The following is an 18,839-nucleotide window of genomic DNA, read 5'->3' on the forward strand; positions in this document are numbered from 1 at the left end:
CTGCTAAACGCTGAAATACTGATGTAAATTTCACAAGATCGATTGGACTTCTTTTTGTATGATTTTAAGCACTGTTTCCAAAGCCTGTTTACCAGGTTCAAGCCACACGGCATTTGGAAATCTTCTAAGATAGATTATTTGTCTTCTTGCGTAATGACGAGTGTTTCTTTTCATTAAGTGTAAAGCCAACTCTAGACTGTAGATTCCATCCAAGTATTCGATTATCTCCCTGTAACCTATAGTTTTGAAAGCGTCAAGGTTCTTACCGTATTTTTCTACAAGCATTTTTACTTCATCGATAAGTCCCTGTTCAATCATCTTTTCAGCGCGTTGATTTATTCTTTCGTAAAGTTCTTCCCTTTTTGGATTCAAAACAATAAGAATGAAGTCATCATAATTTGCTTTTTGCGTCTGCAATTCAGAAATCCTCTTCCCTGTTTTTAGGTAGACCTCTAATGCCCTTATCGTACGCTTCACATCTTGTGGATGTATTCTGGCTGCAGCTTCCGGGTCAAATTCCTCTAGCATCTTTCTCAGAATCCCTGGTTCTTGCTCATTTAGCTTACTGAGTTCTTTCCTAATGTTTTCATCCCGAGAGACTCCTTCAAAGAAGCCTTTTACTAATGCATCTATGTATAAACCTGTCCCTCCTACGTATATTGGTATTTTGCCAGCTCTTTTAACTTCTTCTTCCTTCTTTTTTGCCATTTTTTGGTACAGAAAAGCATTAAAATACTCGTTTGGTTCGATAATGTCAATCATGTGGTGCTTTACTAAGGATAACTGGTATGGATCCGGTTTTGCTGTTCCAATGTCCATGTACTTATATATCTGCCTAGAATCCATAGAAATAACTTCTATGGGCAAGTATTCCGCAAGCTGGATTGCAAATTCGGTCTTCCCTGAAGCGGTTGGCCCGGAAATTATTATTCTTTTCACTTTAATCCCCCATTTTTTAAAGCTGTTAGAAACATCTCTAGACGCGATTACCAAACAAAGGTTAGTCAACTTTCAGTTCAATACTAACGTTATTAGCTTTCATATCGTTTTTTTCAGTGTATATAACAGCGTCTGATGCAGTCATCTTTATACCTTTTTTCGGATCATTTATTACTACCGCTCCGTAAAGATAAAGTTCTCCCTTCTCTTTGTCATATTCAAATCTGTCAGCCACAGCAGTTATATCACCTTTTGTAATGTTTACTCCTCCTTTTTTAGTTCCACTGTATTTGTTGTTTTCAAGATCGTAATTCAGGGTGTCCGTAATTATAATTATTTTCTCGTTACTCTTTGTATCTATAATAGTGACTGTAGAGTTAGTTAGAGCACCTGTTTTGTTATCTAAGTCATAGGTCATTTTATCGGCAACGGCGCTACCACCGTCAAATGTGAATTCAACTTTCGTTGGAATCTCTACTATTTTCCATTTGTCTCCAACCTTTTTAACGTACATCTCCGTTGTCCTGAGACTTACCTTATCCTCATCGATATTTACAAAAACACTACCTTTGTAGTAAATAACATCACTTTTTGGTTCAACATAATCTGCTGAAACGCGAACGGTTTTAGATTTTTTTTGAGTTGTAGCTGTTGTGGTTTGAGAAGTCAAAACTACTACAACAGCAACCAATAAAATCAAAATGCCAGCTATCCTAAAAAAACTTTTCATAAGTACCCCTCCGAAGTATATTAATTTGTCCCTAAACTTTGATATTGTTGATCAGTGAAACTTTTCTAAGAACTCTTTACCAGCTAAATAGAAACGATTGCTGATAGACCTAAAATCCTTAAAACCGGAACCACTAAGTCTGATAGTCACTGTTACTTTTGCTTTTTCAGTTGCAAGCTTGATAAAAGAAGCTGTCCTGGCAAAGGTGGCCATTAGAAGGAAGTCGGTGGCCCTACGAGGTTCAAAAGGATCATACCAATCAATGTATATTATACCATCACCTTCAGGAATTCCAAAGACCCAACTTGAGGAAATATACCCATCAACAGGTGCAAAATCAATAGGATAAGGAAGTGCGTGTATTAAAACTTCTCGTGCATTGCCGTAAAGGATTTCATCTTGCCTTTTCTCCAAGTTAAAAGCGTGTATTTTTATTCTGGATTGTTCTTCAATCTCCACATTTGGAATCCACTTCTCAACAAATTCACTAAGTTTTTGTTTTGATAACTCTAAATCTATCCTCTTTTGCATCTTATACAAAAGCAAAAAGTTTTTTCCAATCTCTGACAAAGAAGGTTTAAAACTACCTTTGAAAAACTTGGAAGCCTCGTCCCACATACTTGAAAGAATGTTGTATGCATTATTTCTTTGATATGTCCATAAAATCAATGGTATGCACGAAAAACCGCTGCAATGTATCTCCAAATCGTCTCTTTCTGTAACCTTATTTTCTGAAAGAGCGTTTAAGAGCCCAACAGCTCCTAAATAGTGTAGAATATCACCGCCTAATGAAATTTTCAAATTCATCTTTCACTCTCCTTGCAACAATTAAAGCATTTCGATAAACTTCTTCATGTTTAGCAAAATCGCTCCAGCTGACATTTACAGGATAAATAAACGTGAAATCTGCCACACTGAGCTCGTTCTGCACAATATATGACTCTTTAACTGCATCTACAGTGAGCATTAGTTCCATATGTGTTGTGTATGGTGGTATGCGCTCTTCAAAAACACTAGCTACTATGGTATCTGCTCCGTACTCTTTCAATTCAAAAGTAGGAACAGGAGATAGAATCCCGCCATCAAGCATTCGAACACCTGCAATGTATGTAGGTTCAAATACTCCAGGAACAGTGCAACTTGCAAGCACTGCATCAACAAGGTAGCCTTCATCTATGACGAAACTCTTCCAGGTTTCTATATCAAAAGCCACAACTAAAAGTTTTGTTTTTAGCTCCGAGAACTTCTTTTTACCAAACAACTCTTTGAAAAATTGATAGAACTCATCCAAACTGTAAAGAGCTTCTTTTATAACCATCTCTAAATTCATTATCGGTTCAGGTTTCGTACTTTGTTTTTTGAGAAATTTACGAACTGTTTCTGAAAAGATCTTGTAAACAATTTCTGAGCTGCCATGTAATGCATATAACGCTCCAACAATAGAACCTGCTGACGAACCCGAAATAATATCAGGTTCGACGTTGCATTCTTCAAAAACTTTCAGTGTTGCGATATGCGAAAATCCTTTTACTCCTCCGGCTTGAAGAGCAAGTCCAACCATAATTACTATCAAATCCTTTCTAGTTATTCTCAATTCACTTGAGAAGTACGAGAATTCCTGCAACTATGGAAACTAACAAACTAATGTAAGTTATTGTTCGCGTAGTCATCAATTGACTATTTAAACTCTCCACTTGCGCTGAAAGCTTTTTTATATCCTCGTTATTAGCGTTATTAGAAGCTTCGAGTTGAGAAACTTTTTGTTCCAAAGAGTCGAACTTTTTCACAGAGTTCTGAGAAACGACAAGTTCGTTGAGTACATATCTTTGTTCCAAGACCACTTGAGAAAGACTGTCCTCAAGCTTTTTGAATCTTGCTTCAAGCTGGTCAAATCGGTTAGAAAGTACTTCCAAGTTAGAGAATGTATTGATTATTGTCAAAGCATCTAAGGCTTCTAAACGTTGTAAAAAGTCTTGACCTTTTCCTATAACTTCCTCAATAGTTCCAAGACGAGACTTTAATTTCTCAATTTCTCCTGATAATTGATTTCTCAAATCATTTATACTCGCCATGGTGGTGTTTTGGAGATTCTTAATATTCTCCGAAGAACTTGCTTCCAATTTGGAAATCTTTTCCGATAGCGAATTAGTCGTAATTATTGTATGTTCAACCTTTTTTTCTAAATCCGTCGCCCTTGTTTTAAGTTTTTCAACTTCATTAATATAATAGTTCATCAGCTGAGTGAATTCATTTAGTCTCTCTTCTAAACTATTTATCTGAGCTGTCAATTGTGCTATGTCTTTAGCGAAATCCTTCGATTGGGAAAGTGTTGAAATTTTGTTTTCAACAGCAGTAACCCTTCTGGCCAATGCTGAAAGCTCATTCTGTACAGAGATAATAGTTTGCTGGTCCTTTGATGGGTTGGTGCTTTTAGTTTCAAGGTTCGCGACCTTGTTTTCAATTGCTAAAAGTCTTTTTTTTAAATCGGTCACTTCACTTTGCAAAGCCGAAAAACTTTGGAGTTGAGCAGAAGGAATATTGGATACTTGTTTTTCTAATGTAGTAATTCTCGATTCAAGCTTTGCTAAATCATCGGACTTGCTACTTTGTAAGTTTGTTAACTTGTATCTATCTATGAGCGCATACAAATAGCGTGCAAGGTCAAGTTTTGTTACAAGTAAAGAAGGTTTAAAATTTCCATTTGAATCTACGTCCATAATCTTTTGTTCTACAAGGAAAAGCACAGCTTTGTATTCAGCTGCGGATGGAGAAAGATCTTTTATTGCGGTAGAAAACCCAAAGACGCTAAAGCAAATCAGGAAAAGAATAATGACACTTCGATATTTTAACAGTCGATAGAAAACGTAAGTCATGCTCTTCACCTCGCATTGAAATCTGGAAGTAGTCTTCAAAATGATTGTCGAAATTCGTTGAGTTGTCCTTGCTTCGCTTCAACAATTTGTTCGTTAACCTTTAAACCATTCCGTACGAAAGTTAACTTGTGCTTCCCTGCTGATGTAACAAAGAAATATATCGGTGTGTTTCCTATGAATTCATCATCCCAGTAAACTTCACAGACATCTTTTGAATATACATTCACCAAAACCCTATCTTCAGTATCAATCACTGTGAGTCCTTCTACTTGTATCTTTTCTTCACTACCTGCTCTTCTGTTGTCATAAAAAAGAATATTAGTACCCAACGTTACCTGTAAAATTGTAGGTCCTTTGAACATTGTACGCCCTATCATACAAATCATATCTTTACTTATCAAAACTGGAACAGTCTTTGGGAGGGCTTTAAGACTTCCATCGCTGAAACCATACCACACTATATTTCCTTCATTATCTTTTATCGTCGTAAACCACGGTTTGACGACAACTCTGTCCCTTACATATCCATCATACTCTATAACAAAGCTGTCGTCGATAGTTCTTTGAGCTACCTCCAGCTTGGGTTTCAAATTGTAGAAAATCTTTGTGTCTTTCCTTAGTTCAACCTTTGTTTTGTAATCTTCATAGTTTTGGGAAAATATTCGAATGTCGTAACTGCTCTCTGGTAATACTATCGTTGTTGGAAGTTTCCAAATCTGACCAGAGATCCAAGCATACGCTCCTGCAGGGCTTCCATCAATAGTCAACTTAAACATCTGTGTAGAGTCGACTTTATATACATATTCATCAACGAACGGTACTTCAAATTCTTGAATGCTATTCAAAAAGGTATTTGGTAGGTAGAGTTTGTATTTACCAGGTTCTACCTCTATCGTTGAAGGTAAATTTATTATCATTCCACCTAAAATAGCGTTGTTAATATTTTTTTCAGAAACCAATTTAAGTGTTACTGTTTTTTTCAGTGTTATTTCCAAATCTTTTTCCTCATACGGATTGATTTCAACTCTGACAGTTTTGGTAACATATCCCGGAGCTTCTGCTTTAATTTCATGAATCCCAGAATTTATTTGTAGCCTTGCGGTACCACTGGAAGTGTCAACCTCAACTAGTTGACCATCGACAGAAACCCGTGCATTTTGCGGGGTTACTTTTACATTCAAGAATGAGGGTAATGAAAGTTCTACAGTCACAGTAGCCTCCTCTGTGAGGATTTTTTCAAACGGCACAAAACCAGGTTTTACAACCTTGAGAGTCCCTGGAAACTCTGCGTTGAAACTTATGGAGTCTTTTTGTACAACCCCCATAAGTTTGTCGTTATAGTAAACCATACTCCCTTTTGGTGCGTAAACTGTTATTGAAAAAGTGATTTCTGAAAATAGCGCTATGATGAAAAAAGCAAGCTTGAACAAACTTCTAAATTCCACGTTTTTCCTCAAAGAGATTCTCTCCTTATTAAAACATAGAATTTCAAAGCTTTAGATTACTTGGAACTTATAACCCCGTAAAGGAGGTCTAAGGCCTCGTGGATTAATCTAGTCTTTTCGCCGGGTATTTGCCTAATAACCTCTTCAATGTATTTGACTCGCATCTCTATAACTGCTTTTATCACTTGTTCACCAAGAGGTGTTATTTCCACCTTAAAAACTCTTCTATCTGTTTCATCCCTTTTTCGATTTAAAAATCCGTCCCTCACAAGTCTCATAACAAGGCCACTAGTCGTACTCTTTGCGATACCTAATGACTGACTCAATTTCGTCATCGTCTGGGGTCCATTGAAATAAACCCTTTGGAGTAAGTCAAATTGTGCTGCCGTAATGCTGTAGTTCTTCAAGGCCTCACGACCATGTACCCGTATTCTAAAACATATGGTCCTGAGCAACTGTTCTAGGTGTGCTGGCAACCCATTTTTTAAGTCGCCTTCTGAGTAAGTTACTTCTCCAAACATCGAACCACCTCAGTTTTCACAATTCTTCCACAAGAACTTTAAATGCAAGATAAGTTTCGTAAAGGTCTGCTTTTGAGACAAGTTCAAAAGGAGCGTGCATACTCATTAGTCCAGGTCCTATATCAATCGTATCAAATCCCTCTTTTGCAAGGAACTTTGCAACGGTTCCACCGCCACCGACGTCAACTTTACCTAAAAGGCTAACCTGCCAAGAGATGCCGTTTCGATTCAGTATAGCTCTTACTTTCCCAACCAGTTCAGCATGTGCTTCGCTTGCCCCGCTTTTTCCACCTCTGCCAGTGTATTTTACTATAGCAACACCGTAACCTGCTTTAGCAACATTAAGTTTATCATGAACATCAGGGTAAGACGGATCAAAAAGGGCGGTTACATCAGCTGAAAGAACTGTTGACTTACTAATAATCTCATCTAAAACTTGCTCGGTGTCATTAAATCCCTTAACAGAAAGCATCCTTCTCAAAAATGCTCTATAAAACCTTGCTTGAGCTCCTGCATCGCCTTCGCTTCCTATTTCCTCTCTGTCAAACAAAATAACTCCAATAGCTTTATTTTTTGGTTGCGCGTTCAATAAGGCCATGATACCCTCGAAAGCGCATATTCTATCATCGTGGCCGTATGCACCAATAAAACTGCTATCCATACCTACATCTCGAGGTTTCAAAGCGGGAACAAGCTCTAAGTCAGCACTTATAAAGTCTTCTTCTTCAATGTTATACTTCTCTTTCAAGAGCTTTAGGATGTATTTCTTAACTGGTTCTTTTTCCTCACCTTCTAAAGGTATAGAACCGAGTATGACGTTCATCTTCTCTGCTTTGAATTGTTCACTTACCTTTTTGTCCTCTTTATCCAGATGAGGAAGCAGGTCAGGAAGAACCAATACTGGGTCCTTTTCTTCACATCCTATGCATACTCTAATTTTTTCGCCGTTTTCTTTTACAACAACGCCTACAAGTGCCAGGGGTAGACTCAACCATTGATATTTCTTAACTCCACCATAATAATGGGTCTTCGCAAGTGCTATCCCTGAATCTTCATACAATGGGTTTGGTTTCAAATCAATTCTTGGAGCATCTACATGCGCCGCAACAAAATTAATACCATTCAATATTTCTCCATTAACCGCAACCAAAGATTTTTCTTTATTTATGTAGAAAACCTTATTCTCCTTTCCAGTATATTTTTCGATCGGAATGTAACCATTTTCCAAAAGTATCTTTTCAAAATATTCAATAGCTAACCGCTCAGTTTTTGCGTAATCAATGAATTCTTTGTACCTATCTGAAAAATGTTCAATCTCTTCCCTTGTTCGTTTTTTCCATACTAATTCATTCAACCCCATTTCCAGCCACCTCCAACTTTTTTATCAGCTATTATAATTTACCAGATTTCGACTTCTGTTTCTAATTCCACGCCGTAATATTCTTTAACTTTGCCTTTGATAAAATCAATCAATTTCAAGACATCTGAAGCTGTTGCGTTTCCCTTATTGATTATAAACCCAGCATGTTTTTCAGAAACTTGTGCGCCGCCTATTTGATAACCTTTCAAACCAAGTGATTCTATAGCCGTTCCAACGTAAAAATCAGGTCTTGGTCTTTTAAAGACGCTACCAGCGCTAGGATACTCTAATGGCTGCTTCTCGTACCGTTTTCGCATAGTGTCAATCATAATTTCACGGATACTTTCCTTGTCACCTATCGTTAATTTTAAAACTGCTGAGAGTATTATTAGAGATTTTTCGTGTTTAAATATACTATCCCTGTAGCTAAATTGTGCCTCAGAAGGACTTATGGTTTCAACATTTTTTCCATCAAACACTTTGATACTAACAACGTTTTGAGCCATTTCCCAACCATAGCAACCGGCATTCATGTAGACTGCCCCACCAACACTACCAGGCAATCCAAAAGCCTTTTCCAAACCTGAAAGTGAATGTTTAAGCGCTAATAAACAGAGGCTTTTAAACGACATTCCAGCTGATACGGTAATAAATTCATCGTGAACTTCTACGAAATCTATTCTTTCCGTAGAGATAACCGCAAACCCTTTTTCGTCATCTGTTGGGATTATATTCGTTCCTTTACCAATTACGCGGAAAGGGACCTCATATTCTTTGAGAAGCCTTATCGTTTCTAAAAAGCCTTCCATCGAACTGGGAATTATGAAAAGTGGAACACTTCCACCTATTCTAAAACTAACATGATGTGAAAGGTTTTCATCAAAAAACAGATCACATCCTAAATCCCAAAGTTTCTCAATCAAGCTTTTCTTAAAGCCTCTAATGTATTCGTTAAGTGTATCATGCGTGTAATCCACCGCTCATTCCCTCCGTATACACAACAATTTTGTCTTTTCCTGTGTTTTTAGCATGGTAAAGTGCAATATCAGCTTTTTGTATCAATTCTTCAGGGTCATTGACCTTGCATGCAGGATAAACGGCTATTCCATAACTAAGGGTAATCTTAAATGGGAATTTGTCCAAATCCCTAGTTAATCTTCTCAATCTTTCAACAACAGTCTTTGCTTCTTCCTCACCGGTTGATGGGAAGAGTAAAACGAATTCTTCGCCACCAAAACGTCCTACAACATCCACTGAACGTACGTTGTCTCTCAATATTCTTGCCACTTCCTTTAAAACTTCGTCACCTGTAAGGTGACCGTACGTATCGTTTATCTTCTTGAAATTGTCAATATCACACATAACAACACTTAATTCCCCCTGCTCGGACTGAGCTTTTTCGAAGTAATGTTGCAAAACTTCGCTGAAATGATACCTTGTGTAGAGTTTTGTAAGAGGGTCTATTAGACTTCTTAACCATGTTAGTGTTCCCTTCATAACAGCCACAAAACTATACTCAAGCAACTGTAGCATTCGTAGAAGTTCTTTCTTATATTCTTCAGGAAATCGAACTTTTTTATTGGAAAGCCAAAGTTCATATACTGCGTTTTTGTCAATTTTGTCGCTAACATAAACTTCCAATGGAGCCACGCTTAAAGTCTCTCCAACAGGTTTTTCTTTGTCTGGTGTTCCAAGACTGGTTTCGAACGTTTTATCTAGGACCTTATCGTAAAGCTTAAACAAAAGGCTTTTAGCTGGTATCAGCAACAGAATCTTTGCGGCAAAGTAATTTAAAAGTTTCTCCGGTTCTGTTTTCGGGTCAATTGCTTTTAAACTGGAGAGCAAATCATATGAAAGCGTGCTCAGTTGTTTTGAATGCTTTTCTTTTTCGTCTTTTTCTAATTCGACTCCGTAGAGTTCACATAACATTCTAGCAGCATTTTCAAGTCCTATGTCTTTATAAATAGTTATCGCCTTAGAATAGTATGACTTTGATTTGTATTCATTACCGAGGGCTTTATAGTAATGACCAAATCCTTCGTACACCATTGCCAAGGATAACAAAGCTCCATCAAGCACGTAGTTCGTTTCGAGATACTCAAGTTCCTCTTTGAATAATTCAGGAACAGTTCTTGCCAATTCGTTTCCCAAAACTGCTACTATTTCTTCCCTAAAATATCTAGAACCAGCATCTCTATACTTTTTCCATTTTATTGCAAACTCCTCTGTCCCAGCTGCAGAAATGACCTCGACAATCTCCTTTGTGCTTTCATCATACTCCTCGCTACTCAAGACACTTTGTTTGTACTCCATTGCTTTAGGAAGGTTTCTTGTTATAAAGTGAACAGCAAAAATGTCGAATGAACTATCCACCCCGTAACGTTCTTTTATACGCTCAATATGTTGAAGAGCTTCTTCAACTTCGAAATTATAACTATGATAATAAGCCTCTAGTGTTTGTGCAAAGATTATCTCATTTCTTAAGTTTAACATTTCAAGTTTTGGTTCTAATTCAGCAATACCAGATATGAATTCTCCTATCTTACCTGCATAAAGTGCGTGGGAAAGTATGTTTAACCTTGCTAAATAGCTTCGAGCAGGCAACCCAATGTTTTCAGCAGCCTTTACTGCTCGTTCAAGGTACTGCATAGAAATAGTGGTGTTTGTAATCTCAACAGCAATGTTGTTATAAATCGATGGGAGTTTATGTGCAACATTGTAATCAAGTGCTAGCTTTTCAGCCTTTCTTAAGTACTCTAAAGCCTTTGATGGGTTCGAACGAGCTATAACCGACATAAATATGTAAATGTCAATAAGAAGCCTCACGTGCAACGGGTTGTTTTCGTCAAGTTGTTCCATTATTCGTTTTGCTCTTTCGTAATAATCTTTTCTTCCAGGAGCTTGTCCCACTTCGGACCGTAATAGTAAAAACTCACGCTTCAAATTACCAAACGGTCCAAGCTCGACGTGCGAATTTTTGAGAAGTTCTACTGCGTTCTTGTAGTCGTAAACTAAGTAGTATTTGAACGATTTCAGATAGACGTATATCTTTTTATCCGGAATGTCCAAGTCTCTTATATAGTTTTCGTCTTCTGTTCGTTCAGCAAGTTCGAGTAGGAATTTATAATAAGCGTAAGACTCTCGATTTTTAAGAATTTTTCTCGCTTTTTGTAGCACAGCGTATATAACTGATGGAGATGCGTAAAAATTTAGAAGCTCCATTGCGTACTTTAGGTAAGCAACAGCAGCTGACACTTCATTTCCTGATGATTCCAAATGCCAAGCCTTCTTCTCATAGTCAGCCAAAGAAGATGCCAATTTTTTATGGAGTTCTAACCTTTCCTCTTCAACAATCGATTCGTACAGTATTTCCCAATACTGTTTGAGTGTGAAACGGATTATATTGTATTCTCTGTAAAGTATCCCATCTTCTAGAAGCTTTGTCAAATCTATATTTTCCCCCAGTAACTTTTCCAAGGTTTCTACTTCTACCAGGTTAAACTTTTGCCCGAGAACTGAAAGATATTTCGCGTTTGAGTTCTTGAATTTTTCTACTCTCTCGACAAAAATAGATTCAACCCTAACTTCTTCAAGTCTTTCCGCATCGAAAACAAATCCTTCGTGCTCTTTTCTTAGTACATCTTGTTCGTAAAGGTATCTAAGGTATTCAACTATAAGCCCTGGTAAGCCTCCACTGGCAGCATAGAGCCAATCAACGAGGATGTCTTGATTTTGTATTTTTAAGAAAGACGAGTCTAAGAGCCTTTTTATTGTATGTTTGTCAAACGCTTTTAATTCAACACGAAGATGGAAGTCTTCCGAGTCCTCAACAGAGAAAGCAAGAATTTTTATTTTCCCAGTACTGTCAAATCTTGCAAGTCTTCTTAAGAATGATTTCAGTCGTTCACCTGCTTCTTGATAGTCATCAACGAATATAACCACGTTATCAAGATGCGTCAAAGCTTGAACCACATCTATGCTCACTGTGTCTATAGTGCAAACATTTTCCAGACAATAAGATAAACTCGAAACCAGCTTCTCTGATACTTTGTCTGAACAAACTTGCAATGTTTGTGCAATTAAATCAGATCCACTGGTAACGTGCAAAAAAGGTATTCCTTTTTGCCTGAAGTTACTCTGCAAATTCTCAATCATGGTAGTTTTACCTATCCGTTGTGGACCTATAACACCTATAAAGCCTTGCCCTGGCAGTGGTCGTAGAACAAGTTCTACTATTTGGTTCTCCTCTTCTCTGTGAATTCTTCTTATAGTCAGAATCTTCTTGGAACCAAACACATTCTGAAAAGGAATCTCCTCAACATAGTCTCTCTGACTTGGCTCCTCAACTATCATACGCTGAACAATTCTTTTGAGCTCTTCATTGCTAGTCAAATCGTGGATTATTTTGCCAAAGACGTAGATTGTTGATTTGTCTGTTATTTCTTTTCTGAAGTATTCGGGAGCAGCAAACACTTTTCCAGTTTTTGCCATACTTTCAACATGTTCAAAAGATTGTATCAACGGCAGAAATATCCTAATTTCATCGTTAACAATAACTAAGTCATCTAACCCCATATAAGGAACAGAGAGACCAGGAATATGTAAGACTGTCTTCATAATAGAAAGCAACTGTGGAAGGAGTTTCTCAACATGTTCACGTCCGTACCTAGTAATAGAATCATACGAAGGAATATCATATACAAGAATATCTCGTTCGCCCTCTTCAAAATAAAAGATTTCAGGAACTATAAGTCCGTGAACGTTGCGAGCTAGTTCTGAACGCAGAATAGCATCTGCCTGACTTTTAATCAAGCTTTTTTCTACGAATTTCGCTACCTTTTTGTAGCCCTGAATTTCAACGATATAATCACTGCTCCAGTAGGTATCACCAATGTATTCGAGTATTTCCAACCTATACCACGCCTCCCACTAAATTTAAACTAAAAACTTTCAAAAGGCTCTTAAGAAAAACAGACTCTGTTTTTCCCGGTCTCTTTAGCAATGTACAATCTATTATCTGCAAGTCCTATCAGTTCAGTTATGTTCTGTTTCTCAAAAGAAGATGCAATTCCAAAACTAATCGTTACTTGAAACCCGAAAATATCATAGGAACTCTTTTCTATTGCCATTCGAACGCCTTCACATATTTCAACACACCTTGCTTTGTCTACTTTCATCGCACCTACGAATTCTTCACCTCCGTATCTTGCAACAATCCCGTTCTCTCCAATATTATCTTTCAAAATAGCAGCAATATTTTTCAGAACCATATCACCAGTCAAATGACCGTAAGTATCGTTAATTTTCTTGAAATTGTCTATATCCGCTATAAAGACAGTTACTTCTTTTTCCTTTCGTGAAACAGCGGGTTCTTCCATGTATTCTTGAAGAATTTCCAAAAATCTCCATCTGTTGTATAGCCCTGTCAAAACATCCCTCGTTGCCCTTTCTCTATATATTATGCCTCTTACTTGACTTGCAAACAACTCATCCAACAGAGTTATCTTATCCCATATATCTTTTTTCTCTTCTTCCGATAACACCAAACGGTTGGTTGAGAAGAATATTAGATAATCGCTATCCTTGTCTATATTATCCTTGATATGCACCTCGAGAGGGTCAAATCTAACAATGCTTTTCTTTTCATCAGAAGTCACAATGCCTATAGATGCTCTTAGATTCGTCTTTTTATCCCTCACTGATACAAAAACATGATGGGGCTCGAAAAGATTAATCAATATATTTGAAAATATCCTTAGAAATTCATCCAAACCTGTCTTTTGGTCGATTGATTTTAATATCTCGAGTGTATCAACTATCTCATTTTCCACCGCATTTCTTCGGAAATCAACAAACAAAATATCCTTCAAAGGCTGCTCAAAGTCTTTTTCAATTTCCAAATCAAAAACAATCCTTGCGATTCTTAGCTTTACTAAATCGCGTTTGATCTCATTTTGAATTAGCTCATAATATTTTTGCTTAGCCAGAAGTATGTAAAGCAAAGAGAGTTTTGTCATTTCCGAAGTATAGAAACTGTCCCATTTGTCAAGCTCATCAGCCAATCTCTCTTTGTCGACCTTGTAGATTTGCTCTACAAATAGGTATAAAATCTCTTCTCTCAGCAAAGTGTAATTCGATGTAATATAATCATTCCACGCTCTAAAGAATTCCTCATCATCCTTAGCCATTATCATTGCGGTGAAATATTCAAAGGCTCTTGTATGAATTGCTGGATCGTCGTGGTGTTTTTGGATCAATTCTTTTGCATTTTCTCTATTCCCGCAAAGCATTTCATGGAGAATCAATCCTCGCAAAGAGTGATGAAGTAACTTTTTCTCAGATTCAATTTCAAAAGCTTTCTTAAAGTATCTTAAACCTTCTTCGTAACGCTGCAGATATGAATAAACCATACCATGGAGTCTGTACAAGAAGGATAAATCAGAATAACTTAAGTAATCTTTGTGAGAGTTTTCTAACAAGGAAAACTCGGTAAATAGTTCTTTGAACTTTCCAAAATAAAGTAACTCACGTGCCAGGTTAAGCCTCTGGGTCAAACTGCGGCGCGTGTACCCAATTTCACCCACTATTTTTATGGCTTCTTTGAAATACACTATGGAGAGTAGGTATCCATCGTACGCTATACCAAATGAGTTATATATGCTTACTAAAAGATGTTTCAAACTGTACTGATTAGCAATCTCCAGTGCTTGGTTTAAAAACACTGTAGCTTTCTTCCTATTCGTGTATACCAAAGCATTGCCAATTAACCATAACCATTCCGCCTTTAACTCGGCCCATTTTTCGTTCCAAATTTTAATCTTTTGAATTTCTTCAACGTCAGGACCAGTATCTGATAGTTTATCGTAATATGACAAGTATGCCCTTTCCTTGATAAAAGATAGTTTTAATGACTTGTATTTTGTTAGTTCGAAGGACCTCAAAATATCGTCAATATAAGAAACACAGTCTAAATACTTTTCTTCAACGAATAGTTCAAGTGCTTTCAGGTAAGTAAAAATTCTTTTTTCTGGAAGCTGTATGCTTTTAAAATTTAAACTAATTCCTTCTCGATTTTCAAGTTCAAGTCTCAACTTGTGGAATGCATATGATTCTTCTTTACAATTTTTCTTTAAGATTTCGTAAGCTTTGTATAAAGCATCCGACAGAAAAGAAGGAGAAAATGTGTATTTTTCCAATCCTATCTTCACAAACCTAAGATAAGTAACTGCTGCAGATAGTTCCCTACCAGCCCGCATGTAGTGAAAAGCAGCTTTAAGCGCGTATTGATTATATGGACTGATGTGTCTACTGTACTCTTTTGCCATCATCTCATGAATTAGTTTTAATTGCGCGTCATCTTCTATTGGAGATGCCAAATCGTAATCAACTATGTACTCACCATCGTCCGACCTTACTAATTGTTCTTCTATGAGTTTTCTTAGCATACTTTCTCCATCTTTGCCTGTTACTGAACTGAATATCATCAGGTCTTGCCTATCAAATTCCTTCCCTAAGGTTTTTATCAACAGCAAGTCTTCCGCCACACGTGAAAGTTTTGCTTCAATATCTTTGTCAGATAACTTCTTCCCTGGTATTTCAATAATGAATTTTTTATCCGGTTGCTTTGATTTGTAAGTCAAAACCACCGTTTTAATTTCAGAATTCTTCAGAATTTCTAAGAATCGTCTTACAAGATAATGGGGGTCGTCAACATCCTTGACTATCAGTATAACCTTCCCGAATCTCTTGAAAATATTAACCAGTTCACCAACCATCGCGTCGAATTTGCAAACTGAATATAAACACTGCACCAAGCCCGAGAATTCTTCTTGCGATAATTCATTCCTTTTTTTCAAAAGTAACTGTCTTATAACGTTTGTAAAATCATCGCCTATGTAAAATATAGCCTCATTTTTTTCTGCAAAGTGGTAATCAATTCTCGCAACGTAATCCTTAAATAAACGATAATACCCTTTTGTATCGATTTGCACCACTTCGTAGTCTTTCTCGACATTGTCGATTTTTGAAATTATTTCGTAAAGTATACCTTCATTCAACCTATCTTTTTCTAAATCAGCGACTGTAACATTATTACCTTTAAGTTTTGAGACTATACTTGCTTTCTCTCCGGTTTCATCTAAAAGTTCAATAATTTCTGCCAAAATCCGCATTGTTGAACTTTTATCGTAGGTGCCATTTTTAAGATACTCTTCGTCAACGAAAACACCGTTAAAACCTTCTGATGATTTTACTATTTGGGAGCTTTCAACTAACTGTTTGTAAAATTCAGGCCCGAAAATTACAGGAGGTCTAAAGAAAAATTCTCCTGCGTATATAAGGATATCGAACAAGCTTATAGCAGGAAACGGGGGAATATTACCAAGCAAGACAAATTTCGCAATTCTTAGAATTGCCTCAATGAGCCTTTTTTGTTCCTCATAAGATAGCGAGATTAATTCACCTGAGGGGGTTATGACGTGTTTTTCACCTGAGTATCTGAAGAATACGTTTATACTTTCATCTGCACGCTCTACCGTGATGGGAAGTATAAATCTTTTAGAATACGTGTAACTATTTAAATGGACTACAAAGTCGTGAAAGTCATTCACAAAATCTTTGCTGGTACTCCATTTTAGGACCATTCCATCCTCTGTTTCTATAACCTCTTCTTTACAAAGTAAATCTCTAATGAGTGCTAAATTAGAATTTAAACGCGTAATAACCCCCCCTGGGATTTAGGAAAAGGTAATACCAACAAAAACTTAAAGCTATCTTATTTTGATAGTAATGTTGGCTATCTAAATATTCTTAATAGCCTCCAATTGTGTGTTAAACATCAACTTAGCTTCCCTAATAACTTGTTCTACGATAACGGATAATTCTCCTTTCAAAGTACATCCTGCAGCTCTTGGGTGTCCACCGCCACCTAGAAGAACTGCCAATTTACTACAATCAAACCAATCTTTGGAGCGGAAACTTATGTGCACCTCGTTCTGTTCATATTCAGAAAAGAAGATGGCAAGTTCTACACCCTGTATTGAACGTAGTTCCCCAACAAAACCACCACTGTCGTCTTCTGTACAGTTGTTTGATTCGTAATCTTTCTTCGAAAGATAAGAGTAGACTATTTGTCCATCGTTTTCTGTGCGGATATGCTCAACCATAGTTGATAGCAATTTAAACTGTTCGATTCTTTTATTTTCAAAAATCCTTGAAACTAGATATGGTTTCCCGCCCATAGAAACAAGTTTTGTCGCATCGGAAAAGACAGTTTCGTCAGCGTTGGAGTATCTGAAAAAGCCCGTGTCCGTAGCTATGCCCATGAGGTTAATTGTGGCAAGTTTTTCATCGTATGAAACACCAAGTTCTGTGTTAATTCTGAAAACCATCTGGGCAGTGGAACCAAACCTTGTATCAACCCAATTTAACGTTCCAAAAAGTGTATTTGTACCATGATGGTCAACTACGGCCGTTGTAACTTTTCCTAGAAATTCTTGAAAACGTCCAATCCTATCAGGACTTGATGCGTCGACAACAAGCATAAAATCTGGTTCAAAACCGCTATTGACTATCTCATCGTAACCTTTAATAAGATTTGTCTCATCAAACTCGTAGAAATACCAAGGAATCCTCCAATCAATGCCTGCCAATACTTCTTTGCCTAATTTTTGGAGCCCCAACGTAGCACTCAGAACTGAGCTTATATCATCGCCATCAGGCATTATATGTCCAACAACTAAAACCTTTTTAGCAAGATTAAGTTCGCCTACTATTGAAAGGAAATCGCGATTCATTCAAGCACCTCCAAAGCTTTTTTAACTACTTGCGTAAATCTTTCCTTAACCTTATTCGCGACTTCAACAACTTCTTCATGCGACAAAGGTTGGTCAAGTATACCAGCTGCCATATTTGTGGCACAAGAGAATACTAAAACTTTTATACCAGCGTGTGCACAAACGATTACTTCTGGAACTGTTGACATCCCTACCAAGTCAGCTCCAAGTTTTCTAAAAGCTCTTATTTCCGCCGGAGTCTCATAAGTAGGACCAGTTACAGCTAAATAGACTCCTTCGTTCATGTCTGGAAAAACGTTCTTTACTTTTTCCATCCATGTTCTGTCAAAAGCTCCGAGCATATCTGGAAACCTTGGACCTATATCTTCATCATTTGGACCTCTCAGTGGATTTCGGAACATAAGGTTTATAACATCCTTAACCAAGACTATGTCACCAGGCTTGTAACTTGTGTTAATTGCACCTGCGGCGTTTGTGATAAGCATCCGCTCTATTCCGAGAAGTTTTAACGTGTGTATAACAACCTTTATATCACCTGGATTCCAACCTTCGTATATATGAAATCTACCATTCAAAACAACGACCTCTTTACCGAAGAGTTCACCAAAGATTAGTTTTCCCTCATGTCCAGGCGCCGTGGAATAAGGAAAATTAGGGATATCTTTGTAACTTATATGTGTAGCGTTCTTTACCTCATTAGCCAAAAAACCCAATCCGGAGCCAAGTATGAGTGCTATCTTGGGTTTTGAAGTAATTTTTGAAGCTATATAATCATATGCTTCTTTAACTCGCTTATCCACGAAAATCCCTCCTAAAGAGCTCTTTGCATTATCTTATTCTTGTTTTAAAATTGAGTTGTAGCTCTCATTTTTCATTTTATTATACCATAACTTCTTTAAAACCAAAGCCAAAAAAACGTGAAAGATTGGATAACGTTAACTTGTAGTGATGAAAGTAGCTAATTGCGAAATGGTGCTATTGATGTGCACATGAGAATGAGAAAGCCTGAAGGAATGATTGCAGACTTTGCAAAGAAATTGTTGATTGCCGTATTTGTCGTGACCGTTTTTGTATAGTTTGGTAGAGCTACACTTTGGGCAAGAAGGCGTTGAATTATTCATATTGGGATACCTCTTTTAGGTAAGAGTTGTTAGGGGTGTCCCCTATTTAAAGAATG

General features: G+C 37.1%; 14 protein-coding genes. All 14 read right to left on the reverse strand.

Features of this window, described 5'->3' with window-relative positions; all coding sequences use genetic code 11:
• Positions 1-30: 30 nt before the first annotated feature.
• The 14 genes from miaA to FERPE_RS10830 all read right to left on the reverse strand — a co-directional run bounded on the left by miaA (position 31) and on the right by FERPE_RS10830 (position 18,783).
• Complete coding sequence (gene miaA / locus FERPE_RS03805) at positions 31-939, reverse strand: tRNA (adenosine(37)-N6)-dimethylallyltransferase MiaA (RefSeq protein ID WP_014451335.1); 909 nt, start codon at positions 937-939, stop codon at positions 31-33.
• Between the two features lie 61 nt (positions 940-1,000).
• The gene (locus FERPE_RS03810) at positions 1,001-1,669 is read right to left on the reverse strand and encodes a hypothetical protein (RefSeq protein WP_014451336.1); all 669 of its coding nucleotides are present in this window, start codon (positions 1,667-1,669) and stop codon (positions 1,001-1,003) included.
• A gap of 51 nt (positions 1,670-1,720) precedes the next feature.
• Complete coding sequence (locus FERPE_RS03815) at positions 1,721-2,476, reverse strand: hypothetical protein (RefSeq protein WP_014451337.1); 756 nt, start codon at positions 2,474-2,476, stop codon at positions 1,721-1,723.
• Positions 2,448-3,293, reverse strand: coding sequence for a patatin-like phospholipase family protein (locus FERPE_RS03820; RefSeq protein ID WP_245530435.1), 846 nt, complete (start codon positions 3,291-3,293; stop codon positions 2,448-2,450). Before FERPE_RS03820 ends, FERPE_RS03815 begins: the two co-directional genes overlap by 29 nt.
• Positions 3,265-4,542 (reverse strand): S-layer homology domain-containing protein, encoded by a 1,278-nt coding sequence (locus tag FERPE_RS03825; RefSeq protein WP_014451339.1) that lies wholly within the window; start codon positions 4,540-4,542, stop codon positions 3,265-3,267. The genes FERPE_RS03820 and FERPE_RS03825 overlap by 29 nt, the downstream gene beginning before the upstream one ends.
• A gap of 35 nt (positions 4,543-4,577) precedes the next feature.
• Positions 4,578-5,999, reverse strand: a complete 1,422-nt coding sequence (locus tag FERPE_RS03830; protein ID WP_014451340.1) for a PEGA domain-containing protein — start codon at positions 5,997-5,999, stop codon at positions 4,578-4,580.
• Between the two features lie 44 nt (positions 6,000-6,043).
• Positions 6,044-6,508, reverse strand: a complete 465-nt coding sequence (locus tag FERPE_RS03835; RefSeq protein ID WP_014451341.1) for a MarR family winged helix-turn-helix transcriptional regulator — start codon at positions 6,506-6,508, stop codon at positions 6,044-6,046.
• Positions 6,509-6,524: 16 nt separating this feature from the next.
• Positions 6,525-7,868 carry an aminopeptidase gene (locus FERPE_RS03840; RefSeq protein ID WP_014451342.1) on the reverse strand — a complete coding sequence of 448 codons (1,344 nt, stop codon included), beginning with the start codon at positions 7,866-7,868 and terminating at the stop codon, positions 6,525-6,527.
• Positions 7,869-7,906: 38 nt separating this feature from the next.
• Positions 7,907-8,845 (reverse strand): UDP-N-acetylmuramate dehydrogenase, encoded by a 939-nt coding sequence (murB, locus tag FERPE_RS03845; protein WP_014451343.1) that lies wholly within the window; start codon positions 8,843-8,845, stop codon positions 7,907-7,909.
• A complete protein-coding gene (locus tag FERPE_RS03850; protein ID WP_014451344.1) occupies positions 8,829-12,779 on the reverse strand; it encodes a diguanylate cyclase in 3,951 nt (1,316 codons plus the stop codon). Before FERPE_RS03850 ends, murB begins: the two co-directional genes overlap by 17 nt.
• Positions 12,780-12,829: 50 nt before the next feature.
• A complete protein-coding gene (locus FERPE_RS03855; protein ID WP_014451345.1) occupies positions 12,830-16,510 on the reverse strand; it encodes a tetratricopeptide repeat-containing diguanylate cyclase in 3,681 nt (1,226 codons plus the stop codon).
• A 156-nt stretch (positions 16,511-16,666) separates the two neighbouring features.
• Positions 16,667-17,662, reverse strand: coding sequence for a DHH family phosphoesterase (locus tag FERPE_RS03860; RefSeq protein WP_014451346.1), 996 nt, complete (start codon positions 17,660-17,662; stop codon positions 16,667-16,669).
• Entirely contained in the window at positions 17,659-18,462 is an 804-nt protein-coding gene (locus FERPE_RS03865) for a purine-nucleoside phosphorylase (protein WP_014451347.1), read from the reverse strand. Before FERPE_RS03865 ends, FERPE_RS03860 begins: the two co-directional genes overlap by 4 nt.
• A 135-nt stretch (positions 18,463-18,597) precedes the next feature.
• Positions 18,598-18,783, reverse strand: coding sequence for an IS1/IS1595 family N-terminal zinc-binding domain-containing protein (locus tag FERPE_RS10830; protein WP_249741823.1), 186 nt, complete (start codon positions 18,781-18,783; stop codon positions 18,598-18,600).
• Positions 18,784-18,839 lie beyond the last annotated feature (56 nt).

The organism is Fervidobacterium pennivorans DSM 9078 (assembly GCF_000235405.2).
GTDB classification, from domain to species: Bacteria; Thermotogota; Thermotogae; order Thermotogales; family Fervidobacteriaceae; genus Fervidobacterium; species Fervidobacterium pennivorans.

Excerpts from the sequence above, each read along its gene's own strand:
- FERPE_RS03855 (WP_014451345.1), bottom strand. The coding sequence starts at position 16,510 with ATGGTCCTAAAATGGAGTACCAGCAAAGATTTTGTGAATGACTTTCAC.
- FERPE_RS03840 (WP_014451342.1), bottom strand. The coding sequence starts at position 7,868 with ATGGGGTTGAATGAATTAGTATGGAAAAAACGAACAAGGGAAGAGATT.
- FERPE_RS03810 (WP_014451336.1), bottom strand. The coding sequence starts at position 1,669 with ATGAAAAGTTTTTTTAGGATAGCTGGCATTTTGATTTTATTGGTTGCT.
- FERPE_RS03815 (WP_014451337.1), bottom strand. The coding sequence starts at position 2,476 with ATGAATTTGAAAATTTCATTAGGCGGTGATATTCTACACTATTTAGGA.
- FERPE_RS03825 (WP_014451339.1), bottom strand. The coding sequence starts at position 4,542 with ATGACTTACGTTTTCTATCGACTGTTAAAATATCGAAGTGTCATTATT.
- FERPE_RS03860 (WP_014451346.1), bottom strand. The coding sequence starts at position 17,662 with ATGAATCGCGATTTCCTTTCAATAGTAGGCGAACTTAATCTTGCTAAA.
- FERPE_RS10830 (WP_249741823.1), bottom strand. The coding sequence starts at position 18,783 with ATGAATAATTCAACGCCTTCTTGCCCAAAGTGTAGCTCTACCAAACTA.
- FERPE_RS03835 (WP_014451341.1), bottom strand. The coding sequence starts at position 6,508 with ATGTTTGGAGAAGTAACTTACTCAGAAGGCGACTTAAAAAATGGGTTG.